The 14,975-nt window shown below is 66.7% G+C and carries 15 protein-coding genes; 10 read left to right on the top strand and 5 right to left on the bottom strand.

The window, feature by feature from the left end:
- Positions 1-42: 42 nt before the first annotated feature.
- Positions 43-2,334, bottom strand: coding sequence for a putative bifunctional diguanylate cyclase/phosphodiesterase (locus ACK59X_RS00595; protein ID WP_409954512.1), 2,292 nt, complete (start codon positions 2,332-2,334; stop codon positions 43-45).
- 124 nt (positions 2,335-2,458) lie between these two features.
- Positions 2,459-3,433 carry a ribosome biogenesis GTPase YlqF gene (ylqF, locus tag ACK59X_RS00590; protein ID WP_409954511.1) on the bottom strand — a complete coding sequence of 325 codons (975 nt, stop codon included), beginning with the start codon at positions 3,431-3,433 and terminating at the stop codon, positions 2,459-2,461.
- A 114-nt stretch (positions 3,434-3,547) separates the two neighbouring features.
- On the opposite strand from ylqF, the gene ACK59X_RS00585 reads away from it, so the two are divergent.
- Both ACK59X_RS00585 and ACK59X_RS00580 read left to right on the top strand, forming a co-directional pair.
- Positions 3,548-3,787, top strand: coding sequence for a hypothetical protein (locus tag ACK59X_RS00585; protein ID WP_409954510.1), 240 nt, complete (start codon positions 3,548-3,550; stop codon positions 3,785-3,787).
- Positions 3,788-3,849: 62 nt separating this feature from the next.
- Complete coding sequence (locus ACK59X_RS00580; RefSeq protein WP_057206723.1) at positions 3,850-4,017, top strand: oxidoreductase-like domain-containing protein; 168 nt, start codon at positions 3,850-3,852, stop codon at positions 4,015-4,017.
- Between the two features lie 836 nt (positions 4,018-4,853).
- Here the strand turns inward: ACK59X_RS00580 and gshA are convergent.
- On the bottom strand, positions 4,854-6,383 hold the full coding sequence (gene gshA, locus ACK59X_RS00575) for a glutamate--cysteine ligase (RefSeq protein ID WP_409954509.1): 1,530 nt from the start codon (positions 6,381-6,383) through the stop codon (positions 4,854-4,856).
- A gap of 68 nt (positions 6,384-6,451) precedes the next feature.
- Positions 6,452-7,360 (bottom strand): SDR family NAD(P)-dependent oxidoreductase, encoded by a 909-nt coding sequence (locus tag ACK59X_RS00570; protein WP_409954508.1) that lies wholly within the window; start codon positions 7,358-7,360, stop codon positions 6,452-6,454.
- A 147-nt stretch (positions 7,361-7,507) separates the two neighbouring features.
- On the opposite strand from ACK59X_RS00570, the gene ACK59X_RS00565 reads away from it, so the two are divergent.
- The 8 genes from ACK59X_RS00565 (at position 7,508) to ACK59X_RS00530 (ending at position 13,693) form a co-directional block, all read left to right on the top strand.
- Entirely contained in the window at positions 7,508-7,789 is a 282-nt protein-coding gene (locus ACK59X_RS00565) for a DUF427 domain-containing protein (protein WP_409954507.1), read from the top strand.
- A gap of 606 nt (positions 7,790-8,395) precedes the next feature.
- Complete coding sequence (locus ACK59X_RS00560; RefSeq protein ID WP_409954506.1) at positions 8,396-9,022, top strand: DUF938 domain-containing protein; 627 nt, start codon at positions 8,396-8,398, stop codon at positions 9,020-9,022.
- Positions 9,023-9,040: 18 nt separating this feature from the next.
- Positions 9,041-9,334: a 2Fe-2S iron-sulfur cluster-binding protein gene (locus ACK59X_RS00555; protein ID WP_409954505.1), complete on the top strand. Its 294-nt coding sequence runs from the start codon at positions 9,041-9,043 to the stop codon at positions 9,332-9,334.
- Between the two features lie 211 nt (positions 9,335-9,545).
- Complete coding sequence (gene ribBA / locus ACK59X_RS00550; RefSeq protein ID WP_409954504.1) at positions 9,546-10,667, top strand: bifunctional 3,4-dihydroxy-2-butanone-4-phosphate synthase/GTP cyclohydrolase II; 1,122 nt, start codon at positions 9,546-9,548, stop codon at positions 10,665-10,667.
- 18 nt (positions 10,668-10,685) lie between these two features.
- On the top strand, positions 10,686-11,150 hold the full coding sequence (gene ribH, locus ACK59X_RS00545) for a 6,7-dimethyl-8-ribityllumazine synthase (RefSeq protein ID WP_409954503.1): 465 nt from the start codon (positions 10,686-10,688) through the stop codon (positions 11,148-11,150).
- Positions 11,147-11,752, top strand: a complete 606-nt coding sequence (gene nusB / locus ACK59X_RS00540; protein WP_409954502.1) for a transcription antitermination factor NusB — start codon at positions 11,147-11,149, stop codon at positions 11,750-11,752. Before ribH ends, nusB begins: the two co-directional genes overlap by 4 nt.
- A 106-nt stretch (positions 11,753-11,858) precedes the next feature.
- Positions 11,859-13,043 carry a pyridoxal phosphate-dependent aminotransferase gene (locus ACK59X_RS00535; protein ID WP_409954501.1) on the top strand — a complete coding sequence of 395 codons (1,185 nt, stop codon included), beginning with the start codon at positions 11,859-11,861 and terminating at the stop codon, positions 13,041-13,043.
- A gap of 233 nt (positions 13,044-13,276) precedes the next feature.
- The gene (locus ACK59X_RS00530; RefSeq protein ID WP_409954500.1) at positions 13,277-13,693 is read left to right on the top strand and encodes an acyl-CoA thioesterase; all 417 of its coding nucleotides are present in this window, start codon (positions 13,277-13,279) and stop codon (positions 13,691-13,693) included.
- A gap of 327 nt (positions 13,694-14,020) precedes the next feature.
- On the opposite strand, the gene ACK59X_RS00525 is transcribed toward ACK59X_RS00530, so the two are convergent.
- Entirely contained in the window at positions 14,021-14,860 is an 840-nt protein-coding gene (locus ACK59X_RS00525) for a helix-turn-helix domain-containing protein (protein WP_409954499.1), read from the bottom strand.
- Between the last annotated feature and the right edge of the window lie 115 nt (positions 14,861-14,975).

The raw sequence follows: 14,975 nt of genomic DNA, 5'->3' as shown, positions 1-14,975 counted from the left end.
CTCGTTGCTACCGGCAGCGGGGGCTGTTCTTTTTGCGCGGACTCATACCAATGGTCCAGGGGCCAGCCGGGCCAGCCAGTCCTCCTGCGGCTCGGGCCGGCCGAACAGATAACCCTGGTAGAGGATGCCGGGCGCACGCTGGCGCAGGAAGTCGGCCTGGGCCCGTGTCTCCACGCCCTCGGCCACCACGCGCAGCCCGAAGTGGCTGGCCACCGACAGAATGCCCTCGACCAGCACGCCGTCATCGGCATTGGTGGGGGCCTCGTGCACGAAGCTGCGGTCGATCTTGATCTCGCGGATCGGCAGGCGCTTGAGGTAGGCCAGCGACGAGTAGCCGGTGCCGAAGTCGTCCAGCGAGAACTCCACGCCCAATGCGCCCAGCTCACGGATCTTGGCCACGGCATCGTCGAAATCGTCGATCACCAGGCCCTCGGTGACCTCCAGCGTGAGCAGGGCCGGGTCGGCCCCCGAGGCCGCCAGCAGCGAGCGCAGCTGCGGGATGAAGCCGGCCTGGCGGAACTGGCGCGCACTGAGGTTGACCGACAGGCGCAGCTTGCGCTCGCGCATGGCGGGCAGGGCCAGCAGCGCGCAGGAATGCGCGAGCACCCAGGTGCCCAGGCTCACGATGAGGTCGGACTCCTCGGCAATGGGAATGAAGGCGCCAGGGGCAAGCAAGCCGTCGCGGGGGTGCTGCCAGCGCACCAGCACCTCGGCGCCCGTGAGCTCGCCCTGCGCATTCACCTGCGACTGCAGGAACAGCCGCAGCTCATCGCCGGCAATCGCCTGGCGCAAGGTGCGCTCCACCAGGAAGCGCTGCTGCGCCGCCTCGCCCATGCCCTCTTCGAAGAAGGCCGAGCGCCCGCCCCCGGCCTGCTTGGCGCGGTGCAGCGCCGTGCCCGCACGGCGCAGCGCCTCCTGGGGTGAATCGGCCGGGCTCTGCGGGTACAGCGTGATGCCGATGCTGGCGCCCAGCTGCGCCTCGTCGGCATAGCCCTCCAGGCGCATCGGCTGCAGCAGCTGCGCCTGCACCTGCTCGGCAAAGGCCAGGGCACGGCGGCTGGCCTGCGGCCCCTGGGTCGCCAGGTCGTGCAGCACGATGGCGAACTCATCGCCGGCCACGCGCACCAGCAGGCCCTGCTCGGGCAGCAGCGCCGACAGGCGCAGCGCCACGGCACACAACAGGCGGTCGCCCATCTCGCTGCCGCGCGCATCATTGAAGATGGTGAAGCGGTCCAGGAACAGCAGCACCAGGGCGTGCAACGCTCCGGGTGTGCAGCTTGCCCGCCCGGTGCGCCACTGCAGCGTGGCCAGACGGTCCACCAGCATGCGGCGGTTGGGCAGGCTGGTCAGGGCATCGAAGTGCGCCAGGCGGTGGATCTCCTCGGCCGCGCGCTTGCGCTCGGTGATGTCCTGCTTGAGCTCCACATAGTGGCTGATGTGCCCGTCGGTCTGGCGGATGGGGGCCACCACCACGGCCTCGATGATCTCCACCCCATCCTTGCGGCGGTTGACCTGCTCGCCGGCCCAGTTCTCGCCGCGCGCCAGCGTGTCGCGCAGGCCCAGGCGCTGCGCCGGGGCCATGCCGTTGCTCGACACCAGGGCCGAGGGCTGGCCCAGCACCTCGTCACGCGCGTAGCCGGTGCGGGCGAGGAAGGCGGCGTTGACGTATTCGATGCGCCCGGTGAGGTCGGTGATGGCGATGCTCTCGGGGCTTTGCTCCACCGCGCGCAGCAGCTTGCGCAGCTCGGCCTCGCTGGCGGCCAGGCTCGATGCGGTCTGCTGCGCCTCCTGCACGCGGCGCAGGTAGCTGCGGCGCGACAGCAGCGTGGCCGCGGCCGTCACGGCCAGGATGCCCGTGAGGTAGGCCAGGTAGGCCAGGCGGTTGCCGTAGCGCGCGTCGGGCAGCCAGCCGCGCAGGTCGGCCCACAGGAAGAACAGCAGCAACACGCCCGTGCAGCCGGTGAGCCACAGCGTGGCGCGCGCGCCCAGGATCCAGCCTGCAAACACGATCAGCACTGGAAAATTGAGCAGGTTGGGCCCGCGCAGGCCGCCATTGCTGGCCGCCACCAGCGCCACGACGCCCCACACCCCCCAGACCAGCACCAGCGCCGCCTGGTGCCAGCGCCCCATGCGGCCCAGCACCACGGACAGCGCGCCCATGCCACCCGCCCCCAGGTTGAGCAGCACATGCGTCCAGGACAGGGGCGTGTCCAGCAGCAGCAGCGCCGAGATCAGGGTGCCGGTGACCGCGACCACCCATGCGCCGGCGCGCACCAGTTGCTGCGTGGTGGCGTCTTCTTGGTCGGCGGGCAACAGGTGGGCAACAGCGCGCATGGTGAGGGCAATGGCAGCCGATGATCTGTCATGGTAACGCGATACACCGCGCCTATCGAGCCCTCAATTGCCGTGCGGCAGCGCGACGCAGCGCAGAGCGCCCGTGGCGGCGCCCCTGGGGGGCTTACTCGGCCTCGCCGTCACCTGCAGACGGCTCGCGCATGCCCGATCCCTTGCCCTTGGCCTTGGCGCGCGCGTCCTTCTTCGCCTGGCGCTTGGCATCCTCGGCCAGGCCGGCAGCGCGCCAGGCCTCGAACTCGGTGGGTGTCTCCAGCGTGATGCGGCCCAGGATGGCGGTGCGAAAGTCGGTCATCACGATCTCAGCCGTCTTTTGCAGGTTCACCCGGCCGCCGCCCAGCATGGCGCCGCGCTTCTTGCCGATGGCTTCGAGCAGTTCGTCGTCCTGCATGGTGGCCATGGCGCCCGCGGGCAGGCCCAGCTTGTAGCGCGCCTCCAGCAACGGCGCATAGTGCTGCTGCAGCCGGCGCAGCAGCTCCAGTGCCACCAGTTCCTCGTCGTAGGCATTGCGGCCCACGGCGCCGCTGGCGGCCAGGTTGTAGCCGCTTTCGGGAATGATGATGCGCGGCCACAGCATGCCGGGCGTGTCCCACAGGTAGAAGTCGTCGGCCAGCGTGATGCGCTGCTCGATCTTGGTGATGCCGGCCTCGTCGCCGGTCTTGGCCTGGCGCTTGTTGGTCAGGGTGTTGATCAGCGTGGACTTGCCCACGTTGGGCACGCCGCAGATCAGCACGCGCATGGGCTTGGCCATGCCGCCCCGGTTGGGCGCCAGCCGGTGGCAGCCGTCGATGAGCTTGCGCGCGGGCGCGGCCTCCGACGCGTCGAGCGCCACGGCGCCCGTATCGTGCTGGGCGTTGTACCAGTCGAGCCACAGCGCCGTGCGCGCCGGGTCGGCCACGTCCTGCTTGTTGAGCACCTTGAGCGTGGGCTTGTGGCCCGTGAGCTCGACCAGCAGCGGGTTGGCGCTGGAGCCGGGCAGGCGCGCGTCCAGCACCTCGATCACCACATCAATGTCCTTGATGCGTTCGGTGATGGCTTTCTTGGTCAGGTGCATGTGACCGGGGAACCACTGGATGGCCATGCGGGGGGTACTTTCTTGAGCGTGCGGAGCGGGAATCAGGGTGGGAAGGATAATCGCGGTTTGCCCCAACGCTTTCCGCGCGGTTTTTCGGCGCCCGCTTTTGCCCTCATTTCCATGCCAACCAACAACACCCCACGCACCTCCACCCAGGCCAAGGCCGACAAGGAGATGCTGTTCAAGGGCGTCACCTGCGCCCTCATCGGCCTGGTGATCCTGCTGGCACCCTACGTGGCGCGCTCGGGCAGCGTGCGCGACCTCATGGCCCAGGCCACGCTGGTGGGCTGGTTCGCGCTGGTGCTGGGCGGTGGCTTCATCGTGAACTACCTGCTGCGCAGGGCCAAGCGCCGGCCGTGAGCGGCACCACCGCCAGCAGCAGCGCACCCGCCCGCGCAACCGACGCTGCGTCGGCCCAGGCGATGTTCGCACAGTTGCAGCAGCAGGCTGGGGCGGCGGGCATCACTTTGCGCGCACCACCGCCCGAACCGACGAGCTGCTGTGGGCGGGGGTGCAATGGCTGTGTGTGGGAGGGGTTTCTGGATGCGGCCGATTACTGGCGCGAGGAGGCGCTGCTGCAACTGGGCTGACGGCGCGCCCGGTACAAGCCCCTTATGACTTGGTTGAGGACAGAATGAGCCAGGCCTCTTGCTTGTGGTTGCTTCTGTTTTTTGCTGAGGGCGGAGGCCGGGTCTCGGCCCGGCGGCCGAGGTACTTGTTCTTTGCGTCGCCAAAGAAAAGTACCCAAAAGAAAGGCGACCCCGCTGCCCGCGTCCCCTGCGCTGCGCTCCGGGGCAACCTGCGATGCTCAGTCCTGGGGTGCACCGCGGAACTCGCTGCGTTCCCCCTGCGGGTGAACTCCGCTCAAACAACCGCGGTGAGTCAGACAACGATGCGCGTGTCCTTCGGCACGCGCTCACCCCAGGCCCTGCGCTTCTCGGCACGGTCAGAAGGGGGTGGGAGCGGGCTCCACTCGGGCCATTGCTTCGCTCGGCCTGTGGTCCTTCGCTGCGCTCGGCTCGCCAGGGCGATCGCGCCAGTTTCGTCGGCAGCGCGCAGCGCGTAACCGACACCCGGCGCAGCTGCGCAGCAGCAGCCGTGTTTGTCCCCGCTCCCCACCCCTTCTGGCTGCGCCGAGAAGCGCAGGGCCTGGGGTGGGTGCGTGTGCCGAAGGACACACGCACTTCGTGATCTGGCTCGTCGCGGATGTTTGAGCGGAGTTCGAAGAACGCAGCGAGTTCCGCGACGCCACCCCAGGACCGAGCATCGCAGGTTGCCCGCAGCGCAGCGAAGGGACGCAGACAGCGGGGCCGCCTTCTCTTTGGTGACTTTCTCTTGGCGGCCCAAGAGAAAGTTACTGCGCCGCCGGGCGCACATCCCGGCTCCCGCCCTCAACCCACAGCAGAAGCCACCATAAGCCAGACTATCAGCCCAAACCACCAACAGCCATGTACTGCTCCCGCCAAGGCTCAAACGGCAAGGTATCAGCCGCCTCGATGGCCTTCTGCGCCGCCACGGAATCATGCGCCATCTGCTCATACCGCGCCTGCTGCGCATCGCTCCAGGGCAAGGCCAGCAAGGTGGCCTGCGCCTTGGCCGACTGCTGGAAGGCGAAGCGCTCGAAACTGCTCTCATGGTCCTGCACCATGCTGGCCAGCACCCGCGCCGAGGGTGTGCGCTCCGGCGCGTCCATCAGCGCACGCGCATCGCGCAGGGCATCACTGTAGTCCGTGGTGCCATGCGTGGCATCCAGCGCGGCAGCCAGTGGCACGCACTCGGCCAGCACCTCGGCGCCCCAGGTGGTCAGCGCCACATCCTTGCCATTGCGCTGCAGCTGCAGGCCCGGCTCGCGGCCGCGCTCGGCCGTGAGGTGCTGGTTCTGCTTGAGCTCAGCGATCTCTTCAGGCGTATCGGGCGGGCTGTCGGACAGCAGGCAGTGCAGCAGGAACACGTCCAGCAGGCGCATGGTCTGCGCCGTGATGCCCACGGTGACGAACGGGTCCAGGTCCATCAGCCGCACCTCGACATACTCCACCCCGCGCTCGCGCAGCGCATGCAGCGGCCGCTCGCCGGTCTTCACCGTGCGCTTGGGGCGGATGGTGCCGTAGAACTCGTTCTCGATCTGCAGCAGGCTGGTACCGAGCTGGTTGTAGTCGCCGCCGGGGTTGCGCACGCCCACGGTCTCGTAAGCCGGGTAGGGCCGGGTCAATGCTTCGTGCAGCGAGTTGGCGTACCCCTGGAGGCCGTTGTAGCTCACGGCCAGCGTGGCCTGGGCGTCGCTCTGGTAACCGAGGCGGCCCATGCGCAGCGAGGTGGCGTGCGGCAGGTACATGGCCTGGCCCTTGTCGCCCAGGGCCTGCAGGCGGTGCGCGCGCGCCTGCTCGATGCAAGGGCACAGCGCGGGCGAGGCGCCGTACAGGTACAGCATCTCGAAGGCGTGGCGGCGGAAGTTGCGGATCAGCGCAAAGTAGTCATCGCTGCCCACGCCGGGCAGCGACCAGTTGTAGTGGATGCCCGAGATGGTCTGCATGCGCCGGCCATAGCGGTGGCCCAGGCCCATGCGGTAGACGCTCTTGGCACGGCCGATGTTGGAGCTGCCATAGCGGCCGATGGGAATCGTCTCGTCCGTGGGCAGGCCACAGGGCATGCTCGACGCCCACATCAACTCGCCGCCCTGGGCCTGCAGTGCGCGGTGCACGAACTGGTGCACCTCGGCCAGTTCGTGCAGGCATTCGTCCACGCCCTTGTGGGCGCCGGTGATCAGCTCCAGCTGCGATTCGCTGTAGTCGGTGGTGATCAGCGGGTGGGTGAGTGCCGATCCCAATGCCGCCGGGTGCGGCGTGAGCGCCAGCCCCCCGCTGGGCAGCACGCGCAATCCCTCCTTCTCGATGCCGCGGCGGATGCCTGCCAGTGCATCTGCGGGGTAGGCGGCCAGTCGTTCCTGCAAAGTTCTCATATCTTTATTACCGATCTCGTATCGGGGCGGAACTTAGCACGCCGCGGGATTGCGCGTGTGGATCTGGCTTAAACCCTGGCCGCCATGGCCTTGCTCACCTCGTTGGTCCCCTGGGCTGCGCCGCTTTGTGGTACTTGTTCGCCCGCCCGTTCGGTCACTTCCGAGAGGCGTGCGGCCAGTTGCTCGGGGGTCTCGGGCCCCATGCCTAGGTGAATACCCTGGGTCAGCGTGATGTGCGCCGCCTCGAAGGTGCCCGCGCCTGCACACAGGATGGTGCGCGTGGGCGCGCTTTCGTGCGCCAGCACCAGCATGGCGGGCACCACGGCCTCGGGCTTCAGGGCGTCGAGCACCTCCTGGGGCATCAGGCCTTCGGTCATGCGCGTAGCGGCCGTGGGTGCCAGGGCGTTCACGTGGATGTTGTACTTGGCGCCCTCGATGGACAGGGTCTGCATCAGCCCCACCTGCGCGAGCTTGGCCGCGCCGTAGTTGGACTGGCCGAAGTTGCCGTACAGGCCCGTGGACGAGGTGGTCATCACGATGCGCCCGTACTGCTGGGCCACCATGTGCGGCCACACGGCCTTGCAGCAGTGGGCGGCGCCCATGAGGTGCACGTCCACCACCAGGCGGAAGTCGTCCATCTCCATCTTGGAGAACGACTTGTCGCGCAGGATGCCGGCGTTGTTCACCAGGATGTCCACCCGGCCCCAGGCGTCGACGGCCTGCTGCACCATGGCCTGCACGGCCGCGTAGTCGGTGACCGATGCGCCATTGGCAATCGCCTCGCCACCGGCCGCGATGATCTCGTCCACCACGGCCTGGGCCGCGCCCACCGAGCCGCCCTTGCCGTCCACGGCGCCGCCCAGGTCATTGACCAGCACCTTGGCGCCGCGCGCCGCCAGTGCCAGCGCATGCTGGCGGCCCAGGCCGCCGCCGGCGCCCGTGACGATGGCCACGCGGCCCTTGAAATCGATACCCATGGTGCATGTTCTCCTGTGGTTGTTGGCTGCGCAGCGACTGTACGCGACATCCCCCCGCAACCCCGTACCGTGCGTGACTGCCTGGTAGCACAATCGCCCCTGGCGGGCATGCATGCGCCCCCGTTTTTTTCCCGAAGGATGATTCCCATGAAAGCAACCTGGAACGGCGTGACCATCGCCGAAAGCGACGACACCGTGGTGGTCGAAGGCAACCACTATTTCCCCGAAGCCTCGCTCAAGCGCGAGTACGTCACTTTCAGCAACCACAAGACCATGTGCGCCTGGAAGGGCCAGGCCAGCTACCTCTCGCTCCTGGTCAACGGCGAGATGAATACCGACGCCGCCTGGTTCTATGCCGACCCCAAGCCCGAGGCCGAGGAAATCCGAGGCCGTGTGGCGTTCTGGAAGGGCGTCAAGGTCGAGGCCTGACCCTGCGGCACCCAGGCCGCAGTTATCCCTGCCCACATTGGACAATCATGTGGATAAGTTTTGGCAAGTCGTGTATGGCGCCTCCAAGTGCTTGATTTGCAAGGACTATCCCTGCATCGCCTGATTTTTGGGCAGCCACCGGGAGCACCGGCATACGGGTTATCCCTAGGCACACTGGACAACTGCGGGGACAACTCGGGACAACTGCTGTATGGCCAACGCAAGCCATTGATTTGAAAGAACAATCCTTGCGCCGCCCGTTTTTTGGGCAGTCCCGGAAGGCACGCGGAACCCGGTTATCCCTGCCAGCCCTGGACAATCATGTGGATAAGTTTTGGCAACTTCTGTATGGCCACGCCAAGTGCTTGATTCACAAGGGCAAGCCCCGCATTTGCCTGTTTTTCAGGCAAATGGCAGGGGTTATCCCACCCGGCACTGGACAATCATGGGGATAAGTCGGGACAAGTGCTGTACAGGCAGGCCAAGTGCTTGATTTGCAAGGACTATCCCTGCATTGCCCAAAAACAAGGCAGTTTTGGCAAAGCCCCTCCAGGCCTGGATTTGCTTTCAATTTGATAGCATCCGCCATCCCTTTTGTCCACAACCATGACCGCACCCGCCCTCCCCTGCAGCCCCGCCTCCGAACGCAACCAGGCCCCCATCCTGGCCGTGTTGCGCGGCCTGCTGCCCGACACCGGTGCCGCGCTGGAAATTGCCAGCGGCACGGGGCAGCATGCGGCCTTCTTCAGCGCCGCCCTGCCCGGCTGGAGCTGGCAACCCACGGACCTGAAGGACGAGTTGTTCTTCGCCATCGCCGGCTGGGCCTTGCAGGCCGGTGCCGCCAACGTGCTGCCCGCCGTGCGCCTGGACGTGCGCTCCAGCGTCTGGCCCGATGGCGGCGCGCTCAGTGCCCCGCCCTTTGACCTGATCTACTGCGCCAACATGCTGCACATCGCTCCCTGGGCCTGCTGCACGGGGCTGATGCAGGGCGCGGCGCGCCACCTGGCGCCTGGTGGCCGGCTGGTCACCTACGGGCCCTACATCGAAGACGGTGTGCCCACCTCGCCGGGCAACCAGGGCTTTGACGCCACCCTGCGCGCGCAGGACCCCGGCTGGGGCATCCGCCACCGCGCCGATGTGGAACGCGAAGCCGCAGCCGCCGGCCTGCACCTGGCCGCGCGCCACGCCATGCCGGCCAACAACCTTCTCCTGGTGTGGCAACGCACCCCCTGACCCGCACCACCACGACGCATGAACCAGCCCGCCATCCCCTTCTTCACCGCCCGCGTCGAGCCCGATGGCGCCCAGTGCGACGCCTGGCCCGAGCAGCCCCTGCTTGTCTCCATGGAACAGGGCGGCATCGACTGGCCCAGCTCCTGCCGCAACGGCACCTGCCGCACCTGCATCGGCCAGTTGGTGGAGGGGCGTGTGCGCTACGAGATCGAATGGCCAGGCCTGTCGCCCGAAGAGAAGGCCGAGGGCTGCGTGCTGCCCTGCGTGGCCTACCCAGAATCCGACGTGGTGATCCAGGGCAGCATGATCTGACCTGGCGCAAGGCCATCCGCATGCACTCGACTGCCGGGTGCATTAAAATCGGCGCCTTCCGGGGCAATAAGCCCCGTCGACGTGCGGCTACGCCGCATCGCATGTTCTTTGGGCGGTTTCTTGGGGGTGCACATTGCGCTGCAGCCTCCAGCCACGGGAACCTGCGCTGCACCCGCCTGCCAGCCGTCCCCACAGAAAGCCCTAGCCCTCCATGAACACCCCCCTCACCCCCGTGCCGATCTCGCCCGTCGAGGACATCGTGGCCGAGATGCGCGCCGGCCGCATCGTCATCCTGGTCGATGAAGAAGACCGCGAGAACGAAGGCGACCTGGTGCTGGCCGCCGACCATGTCACGCCTGAGGCCATCAACTTCATGGCCCGCTTCGGCCGCGGCCTGATCTGCCTGACCCTGAGCCGCGAGCGCTGCGAGCGCCTGCGCCTGCCGCCCATGGTCACGCGCAACGGCACCAAGCATTCCACCGCGTTCACCGTCTCCATCGAGGCGGCCGAGGGCGTGACCACCGGCATCTCCGCCGCCGACCGCGCGCGCACCGTGCAGGCCGCCGTGGCACCCGAGGCGCGCGCCGAAGACCTGGTGCAGCCCGGCCACATCTTCCCGCTGCAGGCAGTGGACGGCGGCGTGCTCATGCGTGCCGGCCACACCGAAGCCGGCTGCGACCTGGCCGTGATGGCCGGCTGCAGCCCCGCCTCCGTGATCTGCGAGATCATGAAGGACGATGGCACCATGGCCCGCCTGCCCGACCTGCAGCTGTTCGCGGCCGAGCACGGCCTGAAGATCGGCACCATCGCCGACCTGATCGAGTACCGCAGCCGCAACGAAACCCTGGTCGAAAAGGTGGGCACGCGCACCCTGCAGACCGCCGCGGGCGAGTTCACCGTGCACGCCTTTCGCGACAAGCCCAGCCAGGCGGTGCACCTGGCGCTGGTCAAGGGCCAGTGGGGAACCGACGACGTGGTGCCCGTGCGTGTGCACGAACCGCTGTCGGTGTTCGACGCGCTCGAAGTCAACCGCTCCATGCACTCCTGGGGCCTCGATTCGAGCCTGCAATACCTGGCCACCCAGGGCAAGGGCGTGGCCGTGCTGCTCAACTGCGGCGAAACGGCCGAGCAACTGCTCGAACAGTTCGAGGGCACGGCACGCGCCGCCCAGGCGCCCGAGCGTGGCCGCATGGACCTGCGCACCTACGGCGTGGGCGCGCAAATCCTGCGCGAGTGCGGCGTGCACAAGATGCAGCTCATGGGCCAGCCCCGCCGCATGCCCAGCATGGCCGGCTACGGCCTCGAAATCACCGGCTTCATCCCCAAAGAGTAAAAGAACAGGATCACCACTATGTTTGGCGCAGAAAAAGGAACAGCAGACAGGCTGGACGGCAAGAAGCTGCACATCGGCATCGTCCAGGCCCGCTTCAACGAAAGCATCACCAACAGCCTGGCCGCGGCCTGCCGTGCCGAGCTGCTGGCCCTGGGCGTGCAGGAAAAGCACATCAAGCACGTGCTGGTACCCGGCGCGCTCGAAGTGCCCGTGGCCCTGCAGGCGATGTGCGAGGCCGACGAGTACGACGCGCTGATCGCCCTGGGCTGCATCATCCGCGGCGAGACCTACCACTTCGAGCTGGTGGCCAACGAATCGGGCGCGGGCGTCACGCGCCTGTCGCTCGACTACCAGATCCCGATCGCCAACGCCATCATCACCACCGAGAACATGGAACAAGCCATCGCCCGCCAGACCGACAAGGGCACGGACGCGGCCCGTGTGGCTGTGGAAATGGCCAACCTGCTGGAAGACCTGTCATGAGCGAAAACGACTACGGCAACGACGACAGCGGCGCCAGCGCCAGCAGCAGCCACCCGGCCAAGCGCCCGCCCAAGCAGTCGCGCACCGGCCTCAAGAGCACCGGCGTGCGCAAGGCGGCTTCCAAGTCGGCGCGCAGCCGCGCGCGCGAATTCGCGCTGCAGGCGCTGTACCAGCACCTGGTGGGCGGCAACGCGCCCGAGGCGATTGACGCCTTCACGCGCGACCTGGCGGGCTTTCACAAGGCCGACTCGGTGCACTACGACGCGCTGCTGCACGGCAGCATCCAGATGGCCGCCGACATGGACGCGCTGATCACGCCCCTGCTGGACCGCAAGATGGCCGAGATCTCGCCCATCGAGCACGCCGTGATGTGGATCGGCGTGTACGAGTTCCAGCACTGCCTGGACGTGCCCTGGCGCGTGGTGCTCAACGAGTGCATCGAACTGGCCAAGGAATTCGGCGGCACCGATGGCCACAAGTACGTGAACGCCGTGCTCAATGGCCTGGCACCGCGCCTGCGCGCCGCCGAAGTCGCCGCCGACAAGGCCTCGGGCGCCAGCGCAGCAGCAGCAACGCCTGCGGACGACGGCGCCCAGGCCTGAGCGGCCAGCCACCTACGTACCTACCCGCTGCGGGCCCCACCGCAGCGCGGCCTTATACCCCGCCACGCCGCAGCACTGCAGGCAAGGCACGACCCACCGGACCACCATGAAGTTCTCCTCGCGCGCAGAGCGCATCGAACCGTTTTACGTGATGGAGGTGGCCAAGGCCGCCCAGGCCCTGGCGCGCGAGGTGGCGGGCACCAGCGAGCCGATGATCTTTCTGAACATCGGCGAGCCCGACTTCACCGCCCCGCCCCTGGTGCAGGAAGCCGCCGCCCGCGCCGTGCGCGACGGCGCCACCCAGTACACCAACGCCCTGGGCCTGGAGCCCCTGCGCGAGCGCATCAGCGCCTGGTATGCACAGCGCTTCGGCGTCGACGTGCCGGCACGGCGCATCGTGGTCACGGCCGGCGCATCGGCCGCGCTGCAGCTGGCCTGCCTGGCACTGATTGAATCGGGCGACGAGATCCTCATGCCCGACCCGAGCTACCCCTGCAACCGCCACTTCGTGAGCGCGGCAGAAGGCAAGGCCATGCTGCTGCCAACGACAGCGGCCGAACGCTACCAACTGAGCGCCGAAAAGGTGCGCGCCGCCTGGACCGACAAGACCCGCGGCGTGCTGCTGGCCTCGCCGTCCAACCCCACGGGCACGTCCATCGCGCCCGGCGAGCTGCGCCGCATCCACGAGGTCGTGCGCGCGCACGACGGCATCACGCTGATCGACGAGATCTACCTGGGCCTGTCGTACGAGGAAGAGTTCGGCCACACGGCGCTGGCCATCGACGAGAACATCGTCAGCATCAACAGCTTCAGCAAGTACTTCAACATGACCGGCTGGCGGCTGGGGTGGATGGTGGTGCCCGAGGCCATGGTGCCTGTGGTCGAGCGCCTGGCGCAGAATTTGTTCATCTGCGCGAGCACGGTTTCGCAGCATGCGGCGCTGGCCTGCTTCGAGGCCGAGAGCATTGCGGAGTACGAGCGGCGGCGGGCGGAGTTCAAGGCACGCCGGGATTTCTTTATTCCTGCGCTGCAGTCCATGGGGCTGTCGGTACCCGTGATGCCCGATGGCGCGTTCTATGCGTGGGCCGATTGCACCGAGGCTGCTTCTCGGCTGGGTGTGAATGGCAGCTGGGATTTTGCGTTTGAGGTGATGAAGCGCGCGCATGTGGCAATTACGCCGGGGCGGGATTTCGGGACTGCGGAGACGGAGAGGTTTGTGCGGTTCTCCACGGCAAATTCGATGGCGCAATTGGAGGAGTCTGTTGCTCGGTTGCGTCGTTTGTTGGGGTGATCTGGGTAGTGGTTGCTTCGGTTCTTTGCTTGAAGGCGGAGGCCGGGTCTCGGCTCGGCTCCCGCCCTCTGCCAAGGCACACAGCATCCACACGCGCCGGCGCACCAACCACGAGGCCAGCACATGCCCTTTGAATTCCCAATCAGAATCTATTGGGAGGACACGGATACGAGCGTGGTGATGGTATGGACAGCGCACCTGCGCGCTGGTAGCCCATGGACAATCGATGACCTATGACAAACCCACAAGACCAATCAGCGAAGATTTTCGAAGTAGAACTGAAGGTCCGGGACTACGAATGCGACATGGACCACGTAGTGAACAATGCGGTCTATCTGAACTACCTGGAACATGCCCGCCACGAGTTGCTGGAATCGAAGGGGCTGAAGTTCGGGGAACTGTCCCAACGCGGAATCAGCCTCGTCGTCACGCGAATTGAGATCGACTACAAAGGCTCATTGGTCAGCGGCGACAGATTTGTAGTGCGCACTGCGCTGCAGCGCAGCGGGCGAATCCGGTTTCTCTTCAACCAAAGCATCTACCGCATTGCAGACAATCGCCCCATGCTGAATGCGGTGGTGACCGGCACTGCGTTGAACGCGCGCGGTCGCCCGGAATTTCCGGCCGAACTCGAACGCGCCTTTGACTGAGCTTCTGCTCGGTTGAATCCCCGTTGAAAACCGTTGGCACCTGGCCCGGCCAGCCCTCCCAGGAACCTGTTCCAGTGTGATGTCCCAGAAGTGGGCATCAGATGATGGAACTGGCCGCCCGCGCCACGCATGCCAGGACGGTGCCGGGCGCTTTTGTGCCACACAAAGGGCGTGGGATCTTGATTGGAAGTTCGTTGAAGAAAGAAATATGCCGAAATCGCTGCCAGGCTAGGCGCAAAGCACAGCCATGCCGGGTGGCAAGCATTTGTAACGACGCATGGCGGCGATTGTCGGGAGATTTATTCAACGAACTTCCAACTCGGGACACTAGGTGAGCCGGTCCATGCGCCATGCGGCAGGGGTGGCGCCCGTGATCTTGCGGAAGGTGCGGCCAAAGTGGACCGCGTCCGCAAAACCAGTGGCTTCGGCAATGTCCTCCAGGCAGCCATTGGTGTTCAACAACAGGTCCCGCGCCCGCTCGACGCGGGCCTGCAACTGCCACTGGTACGGCGCCAGCCCCGTCGACGCCTTGAACGCGCGGCTGAAGTGCGACTGCGACAGGCCCGCCAGCTTTGCGAGTGTCTCCAGTTCCACCCTCGCCGGCATCTTCGCCTCCAGGTAGCTCATCGCATCCCTGAGCTGGATCGCCGAAAGCCCGGCCTCGCTCCCTTTGGACTCCTGGGGTCGTTCGAACAGCCGTGCCGCAATCGCGGCCGTCAGCGAGTCACCGTACAGCTGGGCGGTGGGGTCGGAGTCGTTGATCGCATCGGTCAGCAGCTTGATCAATGTCCACAGCCGGTCGTCAAAAAGGCGGAGCCGAGGAACGTCGGCCTGTCCCAGCGATTCAGAAATGCCCAGGCGCGCCTGGAGCCGGTCCAGGTCAAAGCTGATCGCCGTGCACTTGACATAGCGGGTATCCGCAGAGTGGCCCCACAGCTCCTGTTGCGCCGGCGCGAAATACATGTGCCGGGGCTTGTAGCCCACCGGATTGGGGATGTTGGCAGCCGCCCTGGTCTCGGCGTGGTCCCGTCCGACCTCTTCGAGCAGAGCGCCGAGTCGGGTGGACTCTTCGTGGCCCTGCATGGGAAACAAAACCCTGCCCGTGCAGGTGAACTCATTCAGATCGACGGTCACGCCGTTCCAGCAACGGCTGGAGGTCGTCAGCATGGCCATGTTCTCTGGAAGTTCAAATTCGTCTGGCATACGGGATGAGAGGGCGTGTGACACGCCCTCAAGGCGCATCTCGTTTCTAGGGTTTGGCGCTCAGACCGCTCCGCAGAGC

The sequence above is a fragment of the Acidovorax sp. genome (genome assembly GCF_046339755.1).
Classification (GTDB): Bacteria; Pseudomonadota; Gammaproteobacteria; order Burkholderiales; family Burkholderiaceae_C; genus Acidovorax.
This window is presented reverse-complemented; position numbering and strand designations above follow the sequence as displayed.

Excerpts from the sequence above, each read along its gene's own strand:
- ACK59X_RS00570 (WP_409954508.1), bottom strand. The coding sequence starts at position 7,360 with ATGGGTATCGATTTCAAGGGCCGCGTGGCCATCGTCACGGGCGCCGGC.
- ACK59X_RS00595 (WP_409954512.1), bottom strand. The coding sequence starts at position 2,334 with ATGCGCGCTGTTGCCCACCTGTTGCCCGCCGACCAAGAAGACGCCACC.
- ACK59X_RS00560 (WP_409954506.1), top strand. The coding sequence starts at position 8,396 with ATGACCGCACCCGCCCTCCCCTGCAGCCCCGCCTCCGAACGCAACCAG.
- ACK59X_RS00555 (WP_409954505.1), top strand. The coding sequence starts at position 9,041 with ATGAACCAGCCCGCCATCCCCTTCTTCACCGCCCGCGTCGAGCCCGAT.
- ACK59X_RS00530 (WP_409954500.1), top strand. The coding sequence starts at position 13,277 with ATGACAAACCCACAAGACCAATCAGCGAAGATTTTCGAAGTAGAACTG.
- ylqF (WP_409954511.1), bottom strand. The coding sequence starts at position 3,433 with ATGGCCATCCAGTGGTTCCCCGGTCACATGCACCTGACCAAGAAAGCC.
- ACK59X_RS00565 (WP_409954507.1), top strand. The coding sequence starts at position 7,508 with ATGAAAGCAACCTGGAACGGCGTGACCATCGCCGAAAGCGACGACACC.
- ribH (WP_409954503.1), top strand. The coding sequence starts at position 10,686 with ATGTTTGGCGCAGAAAAAGGAACAGCAGACAGGCTGGACGGCAAGAAG.
- ribBA (WP_409954504.1), top strand. The coding sequence starts at position 9,546 with ATGAACACCCCCCTCACCCCCGTGCCGATCTCGCCCGTCGAGGACATC.
- ACK59X_RS00585 (WP_409954510.1), top strand. The coding sequence starts at position 3,548 with ATGCCAACCAACAACACCCCACGCACCTCCACCCAGGCCAAGGCCGAC.
- ACK59X_RS00580 (WP_057206723.1), top strand. The coding sequence starts at position 3,850 with ATGTTCGCACAGTTGCAGCAGCAGGCTGGGGCGGCGGGCATCACTTTG.
- ACK59X_RS00535 (WP_409954501.1), top strand. The coding sequence starts at position 11,859 with ATGAAGTTCTCCTCGCGCGCAGAGCGCATCGAACCGTTTTACGTGATG.
- ACK59X_RS00525 (WP_409954499.1), bottom strand. The coding sequence starts at position 14,860 with ATGCTGACGACCTCCAGCCGTTGCTGGAACGGCGTGACCGTCGATCTG.
- gshA (WP_409954509.1), bottom strand. The coding sequence starts at position 6,383 with ATGAGAACTTTGCAGGAACGACTGGCCGCCTACCCCGCAGATGCACTG.
- nusB (WP_409954502.1), top strand. The coding sequence starts at position 11,147 with ATGAGCGAAAACGACTACGGCAACGACGACAGCGGCGCCAGCGCCAGC.